This window comes from Priestia sp. FSL W8-0524, assembly GCF_038005965.1.
GTDB classification, from domain to species: Bacteria; Bacillota; Bacilli; order Bacillales; family Bacillaceae_H; genus Priestia; species Priestia zanthoxyli.
In genome coordinates, this window is record NZ_JBBOUG010000001.1 from 1,659,982 (window position 1) to 1,678,896 (window position 18,915).

Here is an 18,915-nt window from a genome sequence, read left to right on the forward strand (position 1 = left end):
CCTTCCTGATTTCTTTAGAGATTTCTTTTATTCCACTTCTTCTTTTGTAATCCACTCACTGGACCATGTCTGAATTTCCTGAATTACCGGCGCCAGTGCTAATCCTTTGTCGGATAGCGAATACTCGATTCGAACAGGAGTTTCCGGAATAACCGTACGAATGACGATTCCTTCATGCTCTAATTCTTTTAAGCGCTCGGATAAGAGCCTTCCGCTTACTGGAAGTGCTTCTTGCATTTGAGAAAACCGCTGTGAGCCGGAAAGTAGCTGAAAAATGATCAAACTCGTCCAACGTTTCGTTAGTATAGTAACAGCCTTTTCAAAACGCGGGCAGAGTGCTAAACCGTCCATGTTATTACCTCCATTCTCTTCCTATATTATAAAACAAAGTCAGCATTTTATCTAGTGTTGTGTAATTTAATTACTTAAAGAACATAAATTACTTTACGTTTTTATATTTTAATTATATAATTTATATAATTAAAGAAGTTAATTACTAAAAGTAACAAAGAGAACATAAAAGCTTTACAAGATAAATGTATCGTCATATAATACTTTAAGCAAGTAAAGTTACTTACTTTTAGTAAGCTAATACATCAATTAAAAAAGATAAATGTAGTGAAGTGCTAGAAAAAATATTTGTTCATGTGAGAGATTGAGCACAATGTGAAAAGAGTAGATAAGTGAAAGACACATAAGAGGAGGAAATGACTGTGATTAACGAAAAAGTTGTTTCAATTTTAAAAGATAAAATTAATGTAGTAAAAAATGATGATCATTTTATTTATATAGTAGGACCTATCACGCTTCCGGTGAATCTAGATGGAGAGACTCAAGTATTTAGTTGGTATTCATGGTTGCGTTCTGATAATGTAAAAGAAGGATCTTTAAGTACGGAAGAGCTTATTGAAAAAATGCAAGGAGCTAATTTAGCTGACATGCAGCAATCGAGTGTTCTTGTGTACGGAGATTTTCAAGAATCGCATGAGGCACTCATTCGTATGCACAGTATCTGCCATACGGGAGACATATTCGGAAGCAAACGCTGCGACTGTGGTTTTCAATTAAAACAATCGATGAAAATGATTGTCGAAAATGGAAGCGGAGCGCTATTTTATTTAGCAAATCATGAAGGACGCGGCATTGGCCTATTCAGCAAAGCAATGGCATACGTTCTTCAAGAAAACGGATTTGATACGGTAGAGGCGAATGAAGGGTTAGGATTTGAAGATGATACTCGCAGCTATAGCGAGGCCATCAGTGTGTTAAAAGTGCTGCGTCAAAAACCTGTTACGCTGATTACGAATAATCCGAAAAAGCTAATCGCACTTGAGAAAAACGGCGCACTTTTATCAGGGCGCGTTCCACTTTGGGGAGATGTATCTCAGTTTAATGAAAAGTATCTAGACACCAAAGTTAAACGTTCAGGACACTTAAAAGAGGAGGTTCTTCTTTGATCAATCACGAATTTTATATGAATATAGCTTTACAAAACGCAAAAGCAACAAAAGGACAAACAGATCCAAATCCGCTTGTAGGATCTGTCATTGTAAACGATAATCGAATCGTTGGAATCGGTACGCATTTAAAAGCGGGAGAGCCTCACGCTGAAATTCATGCGCTGCGAATGGCTGGCGAACAAGCACAAGGAGCGACTGCTTATGTAACGCTAGAGCCTTGTTCACACCACGGACGTACAGGTCCTTGTGCTGAAGCGCTGGTTGAAGCCGGTGTAAAGAAAGTGGTCATAGCAACTTTAGACCCCAACCCTTTAGTAGCAGGTAATGGAGTTGAAATTTTAGAAAAAGCAGGCATTGAGGTCATAACAGGTGTATGTGAAGAAGAGTCACGTCAAATGAACGAAGTCTTCAATAAGTATATTGTAACGAAGAAGCCGTTTGTTTCGTTAAAGTCAGCGATTACGTTAGACGGTAAAATAGCTACTGCTTTTTCTCACAGCAAGTGGATTACGTCTGAGGCAGCTCGTTTGGATGTACATCAGCTTCGTCATGAAACGGCGGGTATCTTAGTAGGGGTGAACACGGTCATTAAGGACAACCCCGAGCTGACAACTCGCATCGAAGGCGGCCGAAGCCCGATTCGTATTGTGATGGATTCGAAGTTGCGTATGCCCCTTGATTCCAAGCTAGCAACGGATTCTTTAGCCCCAACATGGGTATTTACAAGTCAGGGCTATTCAAAAGAAAAAAAAGAACAGCTTGAGAAACAAGGCGTCGAAGTATTTGTCACAAGCGGTGAGGACAAAGTAAATCTTGAAGATATGCTTTCTATACTAGGTGAGAAATTTGTGTCGTCTCTTTTAATTGAAGGAGGCGGCGAAGTGAATGCCGCATTTCTAGAAAATCGTTTAATTGATAAATTGGTGCTGTATATGGCTCCAAAGCTTTCAGGAGGAAAAGAAGCTCCTACTTTTCTAGAAGGAAAAGGCGTAGAAAAGATGTGGGATGCAGTGGACGTGGAGCGTCTTTCTGTTACTTCAATTGGTAAAGACTTTAAATTTGTTGGATATCCTGTTTATAAATGAAAAATGTAAATGAGGCTGGAACAAAAATATGTTAGTTGAAGGAAAATCCGAACGATTTATCGTTCGGATTTTTTAGAGAAGAAAAATAATACACTATTTTACTCTTATAGATTAATTTGCTATTATAGGGAATGGTCAATTTCGAAACATTGCATAAATTTTTAACGTGTTTACAGTTGACTATCTAAATAAAAGCACTATATGTTTATAGAGAGAATATATTATGTGAAAGTAAGGGTGAGAAAAGAGATGAGAGAGTATAGAATTGGGAGTGTTATGAGAGACCTTCGCAAAATGGCAGGGTTGACACAACAAGAATTATCAAGAGACATTTGTACACAAGCGCAAATCAGCAAAATTGAAAATGGTGAAGAATATCCATCAAGCATTACCCTCTATAAAATTTCTAAGCGCCTTGGCGTAGATGTTAACTACTTTTTTGATAGTGTAGAATCACCTCGACTTGATTACGTAGATGCGGTTCAATCGTTAATTCGTCAATATATTCGTCAGAGAGATTATGATGCTATTCATAATATCATTGTAAAAGAAAAAGAAAGTCCCCTGTTTCAAAATCCGCTGAACAAGCAGTTTTTAATGTGGCACGAAGGTATTTGCGTGTATTACATTCATCATAATAAAGAAGATGCGCTGTCTAAAATGTACCAAGCGATCGAGCTTACTAAGCAATCGGCAACGTTTTATAAAGAAAGAGAAATTGAAATTTTAAATAGCATTGGGATTATTCTTTATGAAGAGAAAGAGTATGAACAGGCTCTAGATACATATCAAACAGCACTCAAAAGCTTAAATGAGCTGCCCCAAACAAAAGACGAAAATATAAAAATTAGAATTTTAAATGCACTTGCCAAAACGCTTGGAGATATGAGTAACTATGATGAATCATTGATATACAGCAACCGAGGAATCGATTTGTGCATTAGTAATGAATCAATGTATTTATTTGGAGAACTTCATTACCAAGCAGGAGAGAGCTTAATCAAATTAGGTAAAATTGAACAAGGTAAAGAATATATGGAAAAGTCTATGACCATTTTCACCTTGCAGCGAAACGAGCGATTCGTCAAGCTAGTAGAAAAAGAACTTGAAGCTCTATTTGTTTAAAATATTCCTATCATTATAATTTTTGAGAAATTTCTATCAAAATGGAGGAAATCCATGGTTTTAAGGTGATAAATGCTGATAGAAAGGAATTCATCTACTTTTATCCTGTGATACACTAGAGTCAAATCAAAGAAAGAGGAGGAAATAATTATGAAAAAAGTATTAGTCGGTATGGCATTAGCGTTTACATTAGTAGCAGGTGTTGCTTCAGTTGGAACAAGCGTAGCAACAGGAGATTTTTCAACATTAGGTCTTCCAAGCCAACATTAATAAAAAAAGCCGTGCTAAAAAGCACGGCTTTTTTTATTGTGTTTTACTAGACTGATCTTTGTTGCGTTTGTTTCCCTTTGAATTATCCCCGCTTGAAATTTCTTCACCCATTTCAACAAGGTGGTGCTGCGTTTTTGGATTACTTTGATTAGCGCTTCCTTTGTTATTCTTTTTTGTCATATCCATTCTCCTTTAAAACGATGGCAATGCATCGAGATTATTTGTTTTGTCATGGTCAGGAATGCTGCGAATATACGTACCGCCGTCTTTCCCTACAAAGGTACTCACATGCTCAACGTCCCCAGCTTCTACTTTCTTTAACGCTTCTTCATAGGTTAAAACGTCTCCTGAAGCCGTTTGGAATTCTAAGAGGTCACCGTCTGCATTTTTACGTACTGCAACGAAACGTTCTTTCATACAAATAAACACCTTCCTTTACATCTATATGGTTGCTGAAATAGTCGTTTTTATTCATTATAAAAAGTGATAAGGTAAAGAAAAGAGTGCAAAGGGGATAAAAAATGACAACATTTAATTGGCATGATCAAGCTCAAGACGAGTGGAACCAAAAAGTATCATTTTGGAATAGCCGAAGTGAAGAAATGTGGAAAAACGGAAGTCGGAAAACAGTGATTCCATTTGTTCAAAAACATCTTAAATCAGGTGGTATAGTGGCAGACGTGGGCTGCGGTGATGGGTTTGGAACGTCTCTTCTAGCTGCTTCTGGATACAAAGCAATCGGTCTTGATTTATCGGAAGAAATGATTCAAAAAGCATCGCAGCTGCATAAAAGTGAAAATTTGTCGTTCGCTCAAGCTGATATTATGAAGCTCCCGCTGTCTTCTGAATCAGTAGAAGGGGTTATGGTAATCAATGCGTTAGAATGGACTGAGCACCCGCGGTTAGCTTTGAAGGAATTGTACCGAGTTGTAAAACCAGGAGGATATGCATGCGTAGGTATTCTTGGGCCAACTGCTCAGCCTCGTACCAACAGTTATCAAAGACTATATGGGGAAGACGTTATTTGCAATACGATGATGCCGTGGGAGTTTGAACAGCTTGCAAAAGAAAATGGATGGGAAGTAATCGATGGCGAAGGTGTATATAAGCGAAATGTTACTGATAAGCTGATTGGACAGCTCCCAAATGAATTAAAGCAAGCCTTAACGTTTCTATGGCTATTTATGCTCAAGAAACAATAAAAACAGCACGCGTCTCCTTATATGTAGCTGTACAAAGGGTACACTACAAACTGGAGGTGAGTGACATGAGTAAAATTAAAAAAGACCGCTCAAAATCAGAGCTAGGTTCACCAAATGTAGAAGGACAAGGGACGACCACTTCTGAACAAGGTGTTCAAAGCAGTTCAGCTAACAAAAAGCAGAAGCGTTCATAACAAAAATAAAACGAACTTGCAGGGAGAACAACGAGCTCACTGCAAGTTCGTTTTATTTACGGTGTCATCTTTATAAGTAAGAAGGTATTGTCTGCAAGATTGCAGATAGCTTATAATAAAATCTGAGCCAATAATTGTAATTTTCTACAAGCTTGGTTTACATTCGATGTAAAGCGGAGGTGTAATAAATGGTGAATAAAAGATATTTACCGGATACTGCAGCGTCTCATGCAAAGCCTGATATTAGAGAGGCGATACTTTGCATGGGGTGGACGGTTTAGTAATAGACATCGCCTAACCGAGCATATCTCATTTCTAATATATACGGCTTTGCCCCTTATTGTATAAGCAAAATCACATAAGGAGCTGGCAGAAATGACGTATGTAAAAGCAACAAATATTTTACCTGAAGAGCTGATTAGTGAAATTCAAAAATATATTCAAGGAGAAACCATTTATATTCCGAAGCCGCAGAAGGCAAGGAAGAAATGGGGCACTTGCTCTGGTGGAAGAAAGTTGATTGACGAGCGAAACGAACAGATTAAGACGTTGTTCAAAAAAGGAGCTTCAATCGAGGAGCTAGCCCGTGAATACTTCTTATCAACCGAAACCATCAAAAAAATTGTATATAAAAAGCAACGGTAAAAATCAAGCGCGGGCGACTGAATGCCCGCGCTTTTTTAGGTATAGTTTATTTCTGATTTATTTTTTACATTTCGTAAAAGGAATCCATACGGTAAAGTAAAAAGTAGCTGATTACCTGAAAAAGGAGTGAAGAACGTGGAAGCGTTTATAAGAAATGATCAATATAACTTTATCAAAAGCCAAACGCAAATTCTTATCAATGGGTATGGAACAGTGAACAATTCCGATGTGCTGCAGGCTTTAAAAGCTCTTGCAAAAGAAAAAGTATTAAACGCGTTTGAAGTTCTTACTGAGGAACAGGAAGAGTTATTGCTACCGGTTGCTGAAGTTAAAAATAAAGAACAAGCAGAGGTGTTTTTAGAAACGATAAAGCCTTACGTGATTCCATTTAAATCGTTTACAGAAGCTGGCGTGAAAAAATTGTTTCCGAAAGTGAAAAAGTTAAAGATTCCTTCAGTTGATACCATTGATCTAGGGAGCATTTCATATGTTAGCTGGGTCGATAAAGGCTCAAACAAAAAGTTTATCGTAGCGCAGGATCTCTATACTCAGAAGCTAAAAGGTATTCAAGGAACGTTTAAACCTATCAACCAGAAGGGAATATGCACGCTTTGTCACAGCTACGAAGAAGTCGGTATGTTCACTGCTGAAATCAAAGGAACTGTTCAAGGAACATTTACTCAACGAGGAAATTATATTTGTCAAGATAGCGAAGCGTGTAATCAAAACTTGCTTACCTTAGAGCGGCTTCATGATTTTATGTTAAGGCTTAGTAAATAACATGAGGCTAATAAGAAAAATACAAAAAAAGAAGGTTCAGTCCCTATACTTTTGGTGAGACTGAGCCTTCTTTATCTATCTGTTTTTCTCGATTGGATTGTCACGATAGCTAATCCAATCGCTCCAGCTGCCGGCATATAATTTCACATTTGGAAAACCGGCTGATTTTAAAGCCAAAACGTTAGGGCAAGCAGATACACCCGATCCGCAGTATACAATGATTTCAGCGTGAGAATCAATAGCTGAAAACATCTCCTTCCACTCTTTATCTGTTTTCCATAAACCTTCTGAAGTTAACACATCTTGCCAAAAAGAATGAATGGCGCCTGGGATATGTCCTGCTACAAAATCAATGGGTTCTTCTAAGCCGAGATATCTCTTTTTTTCACGAGAGTCGACAAGAACAACATTAGGATTATGAAGATTCTCTTTTACGTATTCAACTCCTGCAACTCCCCAATCTTGTTGAATGAAAGGTACAAAAGTTTGAGGAGAAGATGCTGGAACGCTCTTAGTTGTTTCATATCCCGATTGTTTCCAGTTAGTAAAACCTCCATTTAAAATTTGTACGTATTCAATTCCTATATATCGCAGTAGCCACCATGCTCTTGAAGCCATCATTCCGTTTTGTTCATCATAAACGACGACTCTGGAATCAGCATTAATTGCTAAGTTGCCGAGCTTCTGAGCGAGCTTTTGAACATCGGGCAGCGGGTGTCTGCCTCCGTGAGAAGTAGCCACAGAGGACAAATCTTTTTCTAAATCCAAATAATGAGCATCCGGGAGGTGCTCATTTTGATAAGCATCTGCTCCTGCCTCAGGCTTTCCAAGGGTAAATCGGCAGTCAAGCAACACAATGGAGTGTTGGGGTTGCTGTAATGCAGTATGTAAGTCAGCCGGTGAAATAATAGTGTTCATAACATTCACATCCTTTTACCAAAATTCTAGTTGAAATAAATAAAAATGAAAAGCTTTAAATATAAATTACGGCAAAGGTATGCTGCTTTCCTTCAATTATTCCCCATAGAATAATTGACCATTTTAGCGCTTATCTGATGCAGAGTGAAATGCTCTTGTGCTACAGTTATAGTAAGAGTTACATAGTATAAGCCAAATGCTCACCGTAAGGTCATACTTACTATTGATGAGAAGGAGAGAGAAAGATGCAAACAAATGAAAAGAAAGAATTTAAACTGATTGCACTAGATATGGATGGAACCCTGCTGAACGATCAGCAAGAAATTTCTGAAGAAAATCGTGCGGCCATTGCTAAAGCTCAAGAACAAGGTGTTCATGTGGTATTAAGCACGGGGCGATCTCTTTTAACATGCCGTGAATACGCGCAGTCTCTTCAGCTGTCTTCTTACCTTATTACAGTAAACGGAAGTGAAATTTGGGATGAATCTGGACAGCTTGTAGAACGAAAGTTAATTGATGCTTCACACATTGAGAAAATGTGGAATCTAACGCAAGAGCATAAGCTTAACTTCTGGGCTGTGACGACGGATAAAGTATGGAGAGATGAATTTCCAGAAGATATTGCTTCACAGGAATGGCTGAAGTTTGGCTACGATATTCCAGATGATGCTTTACGAGAAGAAGTGCTGAAACAAATAGCAGGCATTTCAGATTTTGAAATCAGCAATTCTAGTTTAACGAATCTAGAAATTAATGCACTTGGTATTAACAAAGCAAAAGGGATCATGACTGTATGTGAACGTTTGGGCATTTCAATGGATGAAGTCATTGCAATGGGAGACAGCTTAAATGATATGGCTATGATTGAAGCGGCAGGTTGTGGAATCGCCATGGGAAATGCTCAGGAAGCTGTAAAAGAAGCAGCGGACTGGGTGACAGATACAAATGTCAATAACGGAGTAGCGAAGGCTATCAGCCACTGGGTACTGAAATAACAGCAACTCTACACAGCAGGCGTCACTGTTGCACCACTTAACTACTTTCCGCATAAACTGATACTGGATGCCTCCCTTAGAGTTCGTCTTATACGTATATATAAGGAGAAGCCATCTAGTTAAGGAGTGGGGAGTATGAGCGATTTATCATTAGACAAGCTGTTAAAAAAAGCAGAAAATAAGCTGCAGAATGTACATGAAATAGTGCAAGAAAAAGCGTACGAACTCATTAGGCAAGCATATAAAGAAAGTATATTTATTGTGATCACTGAAGGATTTAGATCGATAGAGCAGCAGCACAAACTATATTCACAAGGCCGAACAACACCAGGAAGTATCGTGACTAATGCCAAAGGCGGCTATTCTTATCATAATTATGGACTAGCTATTGATATTGCGCTGCTTGATAACAACGGAGAAGTTGACTGGACCATTGATCGAAGATGGAACAAAGCGGGAGAGGTAGGAAAAAGGATCGGGTTGGAATGGGGAGGAGATTGGAAAAGCTTAAAAGATTATCCTCATTTTCAATATACATTCGGTTTATCTTTGTCGGAGCTTCGAAGTGGAAAAAAACCTGAGAAACAGACGGAAAAGGTTTCAGGAGTGCTAATTGAATACGGAGATCGAGGAAATCAAGTACAGTTAATTCAACGTATGCTTATTCACTTAGGCTATTCTCTTTTTGGAGGAGCAGACGGTATATTCGGGTCTTCCACTCTCAAAGCGGTAAAAGCTTTTCAACAAGCACTTTATTTGCAGGTAGATGGAATAGTTGGACCGAAGACACTCGAAAAACTCTATGTAAATTTTAATAAAACTATGTTCTAAATAACTATAAAAATATGAGAACGAGAAAAGGAAGAAAAGAGATGGATGGAAATCGTCTCCTTTCTTCCTTTTCTGTAGTTATGGTAGAAAAACTGAAATTTATAAAGAAATAAAAAGGATTTTCTAAGCGTAAGAAACGTTCACGTGATCTAACTGGATAACATTGCTCAACAACACGATATCTTTATATATTTCACTTTTTACAGAGGCGTTTGAACAGTTTTGATAGTCTTTCAACAAGCGGCCAAGTTCTTTAATAAATAACAACGTCTCTTGTTCATTAATCATAGTCAAAACTCCTTGTTTAGAAATGAATCCAGGTCATTATATAGGAATTCTATCATATCTATACGCACCTGTTGACAAAAAAAGTTCGTCAATTTTTTTGTGAGAAGAAGAAATTTAGGGATATGTGGAATGCGTTCGACTCTCTCATTTTATACATATGCAGCTTGTCTAAAAATATGAGAGTAGTTATAGTAATATTTACTCCTAATTATGCAACTTAAAACCTATTTTAGAGGTTATCCGTAAATTCCCTCTATTGTAGAGTGATGGAACAAAAAAAGAATGCCTCTTTTTGTATCTTTAGTATGATAACGTTTTGAAGGAATAAGGCATATTTTGGAGTTTTAAGATGGATTTGTATTAGATCTTTTGACACGCTCTTTTTGTAGGGGGACATTTACTTTCTATTAAAGAAAATTGTAAAGCTCCAACGAGTTTCTAAATCAGAAACTCGTTGGAGCTTAATTTTTTGGATAAGGGATGTGCAAAAGTTCTGGGACGGTCACAAAATGATATCCTTCTTGTTTAAGTCTAGGAATGATGGTGTCCAGCGACTTTGGGGTGTTGGAAAGATCCATGGTCCAATGGCCGCCGTCGTGCATCAAAACAATTGTTCCAGCGTGCATGTTCTTAAATACATTCTTGGTGATTTCCGCTTCTGGGATTTGCTTCCAGTCTAATGAATCAGAAGACCAGTTAATCGCATAGACATTTTCATTTGGCAGCTCGCTGATCATTTCTTGCGTTAAATTTCCATAGGGAGGACGAAACAGCTGTGTTTCAAACCCGGTAATGTTTTTAATAATAGCCTGAGTTTTGGCAATTTCCCAGTGAAACTTTTCAGTCGATTCTTTTAGTAAGTTGGGGTGCCAATAGGTATGAATCCCAACAGCATGACCTTCAGCTACCATTCTCTTCACCAGCTCAGGATGTTCATGAGCTTTTGCCCCAATAAGAAAAAAGGTTGCTTTAATACCATGCTTTTTCAATTGATCCAATACATGTGGAGTAAAGCGCGGATCCGGTCCATCATCAAATGTTAGGGCGGTTTGCTTTAGATGGTTATTACCTTGATAAAGCAAACGGTCACGCACAGCTACATTTTTTACTTGTTCCGCTTTACATAGTGCAGGAAGGGCTCCATTAAATAAGAAGCACAGTGTGAACAGCAGTATACTAATTCTTCGTATCATGTACATGCACGCTCCTTTCTAGGGCAAGGTATAACGTTATGATACCCGATTAAAAATTTTGTATGAAGCTGAAATGCCCTTTTGTGTCAAAACGTATGATATGCATGAAACAGCGCACTATAATAAACAGTTACTATTAGGTGAAGAAAGGAAAAAGCAGATGAAAAAAATAATGATTGCCGTAGCATTGATTTTTTCGCTAAGTTTATCTCCCTTAGCTGAATATATTTCCTATCACGACGACTATAACGTAAGTGCAAGGTCGTATCGTTCGGGGAAGCGGTCGTTTAATAGACAGCCAAGCGTTAGACAAAATGAGCCGAGATCTAATTTTTCAAATCGCAGAAATGGAACTGTAAATCGAGGCGTTACCCGTTCAAAACGAGGAGGATTCGCTCGTGGACTGCTGTACGGCGGTCTGGCAGGGATGTTATTTGGCGGTTTGCTTGGTCATATGGGTGCACTGGGCGGGATTTTTGGGTTATTAATTAACATTTTGGCTATTGTGCTTATAATTAATTTAATTCTGCGGTTATTCCGCCCTTCTCGTCGCGACAATAATTGGAGGTAGACCGTAATTGCTGTCATAAACTAATAAGAAAGCTCCATATAAATAAGAAAACGCTTTCTATAGTTAATCGAAAGGATGAAACGTATGTCAGCAAACAGACAGCGCAGCAAATACCTGGCGTTTTGCACAGAATGCGGTCTCCCAAACAGGTTAACATTGTTTCTTTTAAGACAGTACGTTGCGACAGACGAATATAGCGGATTTTATTGTGGGAATTGCGGAATTCGAAACGAATTTCCAGATTCGGTCATTGAATATATTAAAGAACTTTAAAGAGGCTGAGACAAACGTATATTAGTTGAAGAAAAATCCGAACGGTGAATCGTTCGGTTTTTTTCATGGATAGGCTGAACGTAGACCTTATGTATGTAGCTGATTCTAGCGATTGGTTGAAGGACAAGGTCTAGAAAAGCTAAATAGATAAGAACTCGCCGCAGGAGCGCAAACGGCGAGGAAGCTCAACATCATCCTATAAAAAGTAAGGTATTGCACCGAAATCAACAGCAGTGTCATAGGCGATTCATACTCGATTTTTTATCCCGTTCGTTTCTTCTGGGATTGGATTGATCTCGTGATGTCTCAATCTCTTTTCTTTATTTGATAAAACTATGTTCTAAATACAAACTACAAGACATGGCCGCTTACAAAGAAGAAGTGATGCCTGAATGCTTCACCTTATTCAGGGCGATTAAAAAACTCCCGTTTTAAACTTACTAGGTAGGGGAGTACAAAGGGTTTACGAGAAGAACATATATGAATTTAGTGGCGATAGATTTAACGAACATGTTAATTGCAGAAAATCAATTGAACCATACTTTAAACGGACGCATATACTACATTAAAATTTTAGAAAGCGGAGGAATGGACTAATGCCTGTTTCCGTCATTTTCAACCAAATAAACGTGGTAAGTATGGTGTCCAATTCAGTAATTGCTTCAGGTCAAAATAGCCAGCCAGATTGGAATTCCCAAGGTAAATTTAACTTAGGAAACGGTTTTGCTATAAATTCAGCTATATTGGGCAGCACGAATATCATTAATGATCAGGATGTTTGTGATACGCCAATTACTCAGCCTGAAAACATTAATCCTCAGCCAGTTTCTCAGTTCTAGGAAAAAGAAGATGAAAGAAGTTGAGAAAAGTTGATTATAAAATTTACTAATCTTAATGTTACGTATATTTCTAATAACTCTGGTATTTTCACAGGAGAAAATACTCAATCAGATTGGGAAGTGAATTGGAAAAGTAATACGGGGTTTGGTGAAATAATTGGCTATAATAACTTTGCCTCTCAAATGGTAAATGTTATTAACGATAATGACGTCGTTGATTCCAATTTTTCTGAACACATAGATTTCAACAATGCTCCTGTTACACAAAGTTAAAGAAGTAAAAGTAATTAGGCATTCTATCAATCGGTTATTTTGGCAGAGTGGGGAGGATATATGAGTAACAGGCTTAAACCATCTTTTATACAGATGGTTTTTTTGCTAGCTTATTTTAGAGGAATAACACTCAAGAGTAATGAGAGGAATACTTTTATAGTAAATGGAGTAAATATCATAGAAAAGGCGTAAAAGCTTAAATGATTAAAGAGACGAAGCAGATAAGAATTTAAACATAAGATCATGTATTTGAGTTTTATATGGTATTAACTGAAATAAATTGCTGTCTGTGAGGTGTTTTTATGGCCAATATTCATTATCATTCCATCAAAGTAAATAAAATTCAAAACAGTTCAGGCCTATTTTATGGCGTTAATATTCAATATAAATGGAGTCATAAAAGTCAAATTTCTGACGGTTTTGGAAAAATAGTTGGTCATTCTAATAAAATTTTAAATAATACCACCGTGGCGAAAGCCCCTAAAAAAAATGATGAGTAAAATCGTAGAGTTAAGCTTCTTTTGCGGCCTGCTTAAAAGAGTCATTTACATCATCTTCACCAAGAACAAGATGTGTATTGTAGGATAGTTGATTATCATCTCCCGAAATTGTGCCAAAACCTGAATTGCTGCTGCTGATTGTAGTTTCCCAATTTTTTTGCATATTTTTTCCTATAAATACTCCTGCGTTGTTTTTAACCGTATTTACGGTGAGGTCATCAAAAATGATTTGCGGAGAACGGAGATCTATTTTCATAATTCCTCCCGATACATATGAGACATTAATTAAAGTTATCTAATACACTACTATATGTTGTAAATGGGCTAAAAGTGTTAAAACAAATGAGGGGTCAAACTCTATGGATGAAAAGGTGTTGAATATACTCAAAAACATTGAAAAAAGGCTCGCAAGCTTAGAAAAACACGTAAATGAACTTTCAAAAGAAAAGGTCCAATCTTTTCATTTAGATATAAAGAACGTTGAAACACTGAACTTGGACGAACTGTCTTATTATTTAGAACATATTGATGTAAAGGAACTTAGTGGAACTTTGAATATTGGTAATACTTTTCCTGCGCAAACGAATCAATATCAAGCGCCGAGAAAGAAAGGTAAAAAAACAACAAATGACTCTGATGTTAATCGGAAATCGGGTAGTCAGAATAATAAAGCAAAAAATAAAGAAAAGGGTCCTTCTGAAATATCAGTTAAAATTAATGAAAGAAGTGTCCCTTACAAACTAATCCATACAGAAAAAATGAGGGAGTCTAATCAGGCTCTAGAATCAATCTTTAGCATAGGTGACATTCATATTGGTACAATCGAAGATGCTTCAGCTGTAAACTTTGGTAATAACTTTCCGACAAATTTTAGAAGTCATAAAAAAGTGAGTCAGGGATTTGGCAATATTTTGGGCAATCAAAATGATATACATGACATCTTATCCTCTTTAGAGGAAAAAGATGCTTCAGAAGTATACAATGAAAACCAAGGTGAAAAGCCGCCTGAATGGCTGGACACAATGATAGAAGAACAAAAGAAGGAAATGGATGAAACAAAGCTAGACGAGGATGAAGAAGGATGAGGAAGAGAGTAAAAACTTTGGATTCTCAAATCATTGTTATCGAAGCTGGATTTCTGAAAAAAAAGCTTTAATTAGGAAATAAAAAAGAAAGAAAACCTGCGCTCTAAACGAGCGGCAGGTTTTCTATTTTATTTCTAGGCCGCTGCAGTTTCAACATGAAAAAGAGCATGCGTAATTTAATTGAACACTGGGATAGATCGGTTCTTTCATTCCCATAGATATGGAGTCTCTTGGTAAACATAATAGTTTAACCAATTCATAAACAGCAGGTTGGCATGAGAACGCCATGTTTTTAAAGGGTTTTTGTCAGGATCATTGTTTGGGAAATAGTGCTCCGGAAGCTTTGGTTCTAGTCCTTTTTCTGTATCTCGAAGAAATTCTTCTTGCAGTGTTTGAACGTCGTACTCTGGGTGGCCTGTCACGAAAACAAACTTTTCGTCTTTAGACATCGCCATATAAACACCAGCTTCTTCAGAGTAGGAAAGAAGCTCAAGGTCAGGATGATTTTTCACTTCATTCATGTCTACATCAGTGTGACGGGAATGAGGAGAATAAAAGACATCATCAAATCCTCGCAGCAGCTTAATGGGCTCTTCACTCGATACAACATGTGTAAATACACCCGTGCATTTATCAGAAAGAGGTCGCTTGTCAATCCCAAAGTGATGATAAAGTCCGGCTTGAGCTCCCCAACAGATATGAAGGGTAGAAGTCACATTTGTTTTACACCAATCCATAATTTCTTGAAGTTCTTTCCAGTAGTTTACTTCTTCAAATGGTATATGTTCTACAGGTGCTCCTGTAATAATCATTCCGTCATATTTTCGTTCTTTAATTTGTTCAAACGTTTTATAAAACTGATCTAGGTGATTTTTACTCGTTGTTTTTGCTTTATGGCTTGCCGTGTAAAGAAGTGTAATATGCACTTGCAGCGGTGAGTTCCCGAGTAAACGTAATAATTGCGTTTCAGCTTTTTCTTTTTCCGGCATTAAGTTTAGGATAACAATATTAAGCGGGCGAATTTCTTGGTTAACAGCGCGCACGTCGTCCATGATGAAAATTCTCTCTTTTTCTAAAATTTCTTTTGCCGGAAGATCACGTGGAATATTAATAGGCAATAAAATTCCTCCTATTCGATTTCGAAGTAATGACGCGTATAAATGTTCTTTCTCACGTGAAGATGAGGTTCAACATTTATGTACAATATACTATTATAGGAATATACAGAATATTAAGCAATTGAATTTTGAAAAAAAAAGAGCATTAATATGCGTAATGGCTAAAATGAAATGGTACAATAAGGTTAAATTGGAGCGTTGCTATGCTTTTTTAGCATGACTGAAACTCAGTAAAATTTATAGAGCAGTCGTTCCTGTATTTATTAAACTTCATATCTCCCCCAGAAAACGGATTTTATCCTTTTTTGATGAAGTGTTTAAAAAGAATTCTCAGCAGAAAAGGGGTTTTTATATGACAACTAAGAAGCAAATAAAAAGTGATTTGCAAATTGCACAAGAGGCAACGATTAAACCGATTAAAGAGATTGCCGAGCAGCTCGATATTTTAGAGGACGAGCTAGAGCCGTACGGACATTATAAAGCCAAGCTTTCTTTGTCCGTTATGGAACGTTTACACACAAAACAAGATGGAAAAGTGATTTTAGTTACAGCTATTAATCCAACTCCAGCAGGAGAAGGTAAGTCGACAGTGACGGTTGGCTTAGCTCAGGCATTACATAGATTAGGTAAAAAAGCAATTGTAGCCATGCGTGAACCATCTCTTGGTCCGGTAATGGGAATTAAAGGAGGTGCCGCTGGAGGCGGTTATGCTCAAGTGCTTCCAATGGAGGATATTAACTTGCACTTTACTGGAGACCTGCATGCCATTACAACAGCTAACAACGCGCTGGCCGCTATTTTGGATAACCATATACATCAAGGCAATGAACTGCGCATTGATACACGTAAAATTACGTGGAAACGAGTGGTTGATTTAAACGACCGCGCGCTGCGTCAGGTTGTCATTGGGTTAGGTGGCCCTATGCAAGGTGTTCCTCGAGAAGATGGTTTTGATATTACGGTTGCGTCAGAAATTATGGCTATTTTCTGCTTAGCGTCAGATTTACAAGACTTAAAGCGTCGCTTAGCGTCTATTGTTGTAGCTTACAACATGGATAATGAGCCTGTAACGGTTGCGGACTTAGGTGCACAAGGAGCGCTTACTCTTCTTTTAAAAGACGCGATTAAGCCCAACCTTGTACAGACATTGGAACATACTCCAGCCCTCATTCACGGAGGTCCTTTTGCTAATATTGCCCACGGCTGCAATAGCGTCATTGCAACAAAAATGGCTGCAAAACTAGGCGACTATGTAGTAACAGAAGCGGGATTTGGGGCAGATTTAGGCGCAGAAAAATTCCTGAATATTAAAGCTCGTATGGCAGATATTAAACCAGAAACGGTAGTAATCGTTGCCACAATTCGCGCTCTGAAAATGCATGGGGGTGTTCCTAAAGAGCGTTTAAATGAAGAAAACATTGAGGCTTTAGAAGCGGGAATTGAAAATCTTGAAAAACATATTGAAACGATTCAGGCATTCGGCGTTCCTTATGTGGTAGCCGTGAACCGTTTTGTAACAGATTCAAAAGGTGAAGTAGAAGCGCTTATGAATTGGTGCGCTTCAAAGAATGTTCCAGTTGCTTTAACAGAAGTATGGGAAAAAGGTGGAGAAGGCGGCGTCATGCTTGCTGAAAAAATTCTTGAGGTCATGAACGAGACGGAAAGTCAGTTTTCTCCTCTTTATGATGTGTCAGCTTCGATTCCAGAAAAAGTAGAAGCTATTGCTAAAACCGTATACGGAGCACAAGGCGTAGAGTTTGCTCCAAAAGCGTTAAAGCAAATACAGCAATTTGAAGCAAACGGATGGGATCACCTGCCGATCTGTATGGCCAAAACGCAGTATTCGTTAAGTGACGATCAGACGAAGCTTGGACGACCAACGGATTTTAAGATTACGGTAAGGGAATTCCGTCCTTCACTCGGAGCTGGGTTTCTCGTTGCGCTAACAGGTTCAATTATGACAATGCCTGGACTTCCAAAAAAACCTGCTGCGCTCAATATGGATATTGACGAGAATGGACATGCACTAGGTATTTTTTAAGAGAAAAGCGATGCCTTGGCATCGCTTTTCTTATGAGATAAAACAAAATAACAGGTATGTTATGAATTAATTTGGCAAGAAAGAAGAAGAGCTGACTGTTCGTATTTTATAAAAAAAGGAAGTAGTTGAAATGTTTGATCCAATTGTATTTGATAATTTAAAAGTGGTTGTAGAAGGAGAGATCTATGATCTTGACTTATCTGGGCAAGTATCTGTTACAAATCGCGAAGATTTTGTAGACTTAGCTCAGTTTACTCGAACGTACCGCATTTCTTTTCAACAGCATTTTTGCTGTACCGCGTCGCTAACTTTATCAACCGACTTAGATAATATTCATGCGGAATTAACGCCTTCCCGTGTAGAAAAACCAGGTTGTACAGTTTATATTCATTTTCAGCTGAAAAAACAAAAACCGTTTGAAGAAGCTGAGTTTAGAAACATACAGGAAATGTGTGAAAGGATCTGGGGAACAACAAGAGTGGTTAAGCAGCGTATTACTCATGAAGTTGGAGGAAACGAATATGAAAACAATATTGCGGTAACCTTTAACCGATTCATTTACGAAGATCAAGTAGGAGATTTAATCGAAATGATTGATTATATGCTGCAAACGACTGATCAGCTAAAGGTTCTTTACGACAAATCATAAGAGCGTTTCAGTTGTACTTCAGAAATAAAGTGAATTACAATAGGGAAAAGGAGGCGTTTTAATGAGCGTGTATGAATACTCTGCAAAAACAATTAAAGACGAAGACGTATCACTATCTAACTATCAAGGTGACGTACTGTTGATTGTGAATACAGCTAGCAAATGCGGCTTCACCCCTCAATATAAAGATTTACAGGCGCTGTATGAAGAAGAAAAAGAAAACGGTCTAACGGTTCTAGGTTTTCCTTGCAATCAATTTGGTGGTCAAGAGCCAGGAAGTTCAAATGATATTGAACAATTTTGCGAGTTAAACTACGGCGTTTCGTTTCCAATGTTTGCAAAAGTAGATGTAAAAGGTGAGCATGCACATCCGTTATTTGCATACTTAACGGAACAAGCACCTGGCCTGCTAGGTTCTAAAGCGATAAAGTGGAATTTCACAAAGTTTTTAGTGAATCGTCAAGGTGAAGTCGTGAAGCGATACGCACCTCAAACTGCACCAAAAGATATTCAAAAAGATATAAAGGAATTGCTGTAAAAGCAGGTGGATCTCCATCTGTTTTTTATTTTTCAGCCAGGG

Annotated in this window: 26 protein-coding genes; 18 read left to right on the top strand and 8 right to left on the bottom strand. The window is 37.8% G+C overall.

The genetic code is table 11. The features are described from left to right. Positions 1-27: 27 nt before the first annotated feature. Positions 28-351: a winged helix-turn-helix transcriptional regulator gene (locus NST66_RS08250; RefSeq protein WP_014460492.1), complete on the bottom strand. Its 324-nt coding sequence runs from the start codon at positions 349-351 to the stop codon at positions 28-30. Between the two features lie 356 nt (positions 352-707). Between NST66_RS08250 and NST66_RS08255 the strand changes: the two genes are divergently transcribed. The 3 genes from NST66_RS08255 to NST66_RS08265 all read left to right on the top strand — a co-directional run bounded on the left by NST66_RS08255 (position 708) and on the right by NST66_RS08265 (position 3,670). Then, positions 708-1,457 carry a GTP cyclohydrolase II gene (locus NST66_RS08255; protein WP_028413666.1) on the top strand — a complete coding sequence of 250 codons (750 nt, stop codon included), beginning with the start codon at positions 708-710 and terminating at the stop codon, positions 1,455-1,457. Continuing rightward, complete coding sequence (gene ribD / locus NST66_RS08260) at positions 1,454-2,545, top strand: bifunctional diaminohydroxyphosphoribosylaminopyrimidine deaminase/5-amino-6-(5-phosphoribosylamino)uracil reductase RibD (protein WP_033578754.1); 1,092 nt, start codon at positions 1,454-1,456, stop codon at positions 2,543-2,545. Before NST66_RS08255 ends, ribD begins: the two co-directional genes overlap by 4 nt. Before the next feature lie 249 nt (positions 2,546-2,794). After that, positions 2,795-3,670 (top strand): helix-turn-helix domain-containing protein, encoded by an 876-nt coding sequence (locus tag NST66_RS08265; protein WP_014460489.1) that lies wholly within the window; start codon positions 2,795-2,797, stop codon positions 3,668-3,670. Positions 3,671-3,973: 303 nt separating this feature from the next. On the opposite strand, the gene NST66_RS08270 is transcribed toward NST66_RS08265, so the two are convergent. Together NST66_RS08270 and NST66_RS08275 are read right to left on the bottom strand one after the other, a co-directional pair. Then, positions 3,974-4,120 (bottom strand): hypothetical protein, encoded by a 147-nt coding sequence (locus NST66_RS08270; protein ID WP_013056671.1) that lies wholly within the window; start codon positions 4,118-4,120, stop codon positions 3,974-3,976. Positions 4,121-4,132: 12 nt separating this feature from the next. Then, the gene (locus NST66_RS08275; protein ID WP_013056672.1) at positions 4,133-4,357 is read right to left on the bottom strand and encodes a DUF3892 domain-containing protein; all 225 of its coding nucleotides are present in this window, start codon (positions 4,355-4,357) and stop codon (positions 4,133-4,135) included. Positions 4,358-4,461: 104 nt separating this feature from the next. Between NST66_RS08275 and NST66_RS08280 the strand changes: the two genes are divergently transcribed. The 4 genes from NST66_RS08280 (at position 4,462) to NST66_RS08295 (ending at position 6,761) form a co-directional block, all read left to right on the top strand. Beyond that, on the top strand, positions 4,462-5,142 hold the full coding sequence (locus NST66_RS08280; RefSeq protein WP_340843262.1) for a class I SAM-dependent methyltransferase: 681 nt from the start codon (positions 4,462-4,464) through the stop codon (positions 5,140-5,142). Between the two features lie 65 nt (positions 5,143-5,207). Beyond that, entirely contained in the window at positions 5,208-5,336 is a 129-nt protein-coding gene (locus NST66_RS08285; protein WP_013056674.1) for a YuzL family protein, read from the top strand. Positions 5,337-5,702: 366 nt separating this feature from the next. Further along, a complete protein-coding gene (locus tag NST66_RS08290) occupies positions 5,703-5,981 on the top strand; it encodes a CD3324 family protein (RefSeq protein WP_285852074.1) in 279 nt (92 codons plus the stop codon). Between the two features lie 135 nt (positions 5,982-6,116). After that, positions 6,117-6,761 carry a FusB/FusC family EF-G-binding protein gene (locus NST66_RS08295; RefSeq protein ID WP_028413662.1) on the top strand — a complete coding sequence of 215 codons (645 nt, stop codon included), beginning with the start codon at positions 6,117-6,119 and terminating at the stop codon, positions 6,759-6,761. 75 nt (positions 6,762-6,836) lie between these two features. Here the strand turns inward: NST66_RS08295 and NST66_RS08300 are convergent, their stop codons facing one another. After that, positions 6,837-7,679 carry a sulfurtransferase gene (locus NST66_RS08300; protein WP_340843263.1) on the bottom strand — a complete coding sequence of 281 codons (843 nt, stop codon included), beginning with the start codon at positions 7,677-7,679 and terminating at the stop codon, positions 6,837-6,839. A 245-nt stretch (positions 7,680-7,924) separates the two neighbouring features. Between NST66_RS08300 and NST66_RS08305 the strand changes: the two genes are divergently transcribed. Together NST66_RS08305 and NST66_RS08310 are read left to right on the top strand one after the other, a co-directional pair. Next, positions 7,925-8,674, top strand: a complete 750-nt coding sequence (locus NST66_RS08305; RefSeq protein ID WP_028413660.1) for a Cof-type HAD-IIB family hydrolase — start codon at positions 7,925-7,927, stop codon at positions 8,672-8,674. A 135-nt stretch (positions 8,675-8,809) separates the two neighbouring features. Next, the gene (locus NST66_RS08310; RefSeq protein WP_033578757.1) at positions 8,810-9,505 is read left to right on the top strand and encodes a peptidoglycan-binding protein; all 696 of its coding nucleotides are present in this window, start codon (positions 8,810-8,812) and stop codon (positions 9,503-9,505) included. 123 nt (positions 9,506-9,628) lie between these two features. Here the strand turns inward: NST66_RS08310 and NST66_RS08315 are convergent, their stop codons facing one another. Then, positions 9,629-9,793: a hypothetical protein gene (locus NST66_RS08315; protein ID WP_013056680.1), complete on the bottom strand. Its 165-nt coding sequence runs from the start codon at positions 9,791-9,793 to the stop codon at positions 9,629-9,631. 461 nt (positions 9,794-10,254) lie between these two features. Further along, a complete protein-coding gene (locus NST66_RS08320; protein WP_033578758.1) occupies positions 10,255-10,986 on the bottom strand; it encodes a polysaccharide deacetylase family protein in 732 nt (243 codons plus the stop codon). 160 nt (positions 10,987-11,146) lie between these two features. On the opposite strand from NST66_RS08320, the gene NST66_RS08325 reads away from it, so the two are divergent. The 5 genes from NST66_RS08325 to NST66_RS08345 all read left to right on the top strand — a co-directional run bounded on the left by NST66_RS08325 (position 11,147) and on the right by NST66_RS08345 (position 13,442). Continuing rightward, on the top strand, positions 11,147-11,557 hold the full coding sequence (locus tag NST66_RS08325; protein ID WP_028408813.1) for a hypothetical protein: 411 nt from the start codon (positions 11,147-11,149) through the stop codon (positions 11,555-11,557). A gap of 84 nt (positions 11,558-11,641) precedes the next feature. Continuing rightward, positions 11,642-11,830, top strand: coding sequence for a hypothetical protein (locus tag NST66_RS08330; RefSeq protein WP_014460480.1), 189 nt, complete (start codon positions 11,642-11,644; stop codon positions 11,828-11,830). 638 nt (positions 11,831-12,468) lie between these two features. Beyond that, positions 12,469-12,669 (top strand): hypothetical protein, encoded by a 201-nt coding sequence (locus NST66_RS08335; protein ID WP_223260161.1) that lies wholly within the window; start codon positions 12,469-12,471, stop codon positions 12,667-12,669. A 30-nt stretch (positions 12,670-12,699) separates the two neighbouring features. Continuing rightward, positions 12,700-12,942 (top strand): hypothetical protein, encoded by a 243-nt coding sequence (locus NST66_RS08340; RefSeq protein WP_025752022.1) that lies wholly within the window; start codon positions 12,700-12,702, stop codon positions 12,940-12,942. A 302-nt stretch (positions 12,943-13,244) separates the two neighbouring features. Further along, on the top strand, positions 13,245-13,442 hold the full coding sequence (locus tag NST66_RS08345) for a hypothetical protein (protein WP_033578759.1): 198 nt from the start codon (positions 13,245-13,247) through the stop codon (positions 13,440-13,442). Between the two features lie 10 nt (positions 13,443-13,452). On the opposite strand, the gene NST66_RS08350 is transcribed toward NST66_RS08345, so the two are convergent. Further along, on the bottom strand, positions 13,453-13,698 hold the full coding sequence (locus NST66_RS08350) for a hypothetical protein (protein ID WP_033578760.1): 246 nt from the start codon (positions 13,696-13,698) through the stop codon (positions 13,453-13,455). 103 nt (positions 13,699-13,801) lie between these two features. Here NST66_RS08350 and NST66_RS08355 point away from each other — a divergent pair, with 103 nt between their 5' ends. Further along, the gene (locus tag NST66_RS08355; protein ID WP_028413655.1) at positions 13,802-14,527 is read left to right on the top strand and encodes a hypothetical protein; all 726 of its coding nucleotides are present in this window, start codon (positions 13,802-13,804) and stop codon (positions 14,525-14,527) included. Between the two features lie 206 nt (positions 14,528-14,733). Here NST66_RS08355 and metA read toward each other — a convergent pair whose 3' ends face one another. Further along, a complete protein-coding gene (metA, locus tag NST66_RS08360; protein WP_013056685.1) occupies positions 14,734-15,645 on the bottom strand; it encodes a homoserine O-acetyltransferase MetA in 912 nt (303 codons plus the stop codon). A gap of 352 nt (positions 15,646-15,997) precedes the next feature. On the opposite strand from metA, the gene NST66_RS08365 reads away from it, so the two are divergent. The 3 genes from NST66_RS08365 (at position 15,998) to NST66_RS08375 (ending at position 18,873) form a co-directional block, all read left to right on the top strand. Continuing rightward, entirely contained in the window at positions 15,998-17,686 is a 1,689-nt protein-coding gene (locus tag NST66_RS08365; protein ID WP_033578761.1) for a formate--tetrahydrofolate ligase, read from the top strand. A gap of 130 nt (positions 17,687-17,816) precedes the next feature. After that, positions 17,817-18,335, top strand: a complete 519-nt coding sequence (locus tag NST66_RS08370) for a hypothetical protein (RefSeq protein WP_033578762.1) — start codon at positions 17,817-17,819, stop codon at positions 18,333-18,335. Between the two features lie 61 nt (positions 18,336-18,396). Further along, a complete protein-coding gene (locus NST66_RS08375; RefSeq protein ID WP_028413651.1) occupies positions 18,397-18,873 on the top strand; it encodes a glutathione peroxidase in 477 nt (158 codons plus the stop codon). Positions 18,874-18,915 lie beyond the last annotated feature (42 nt).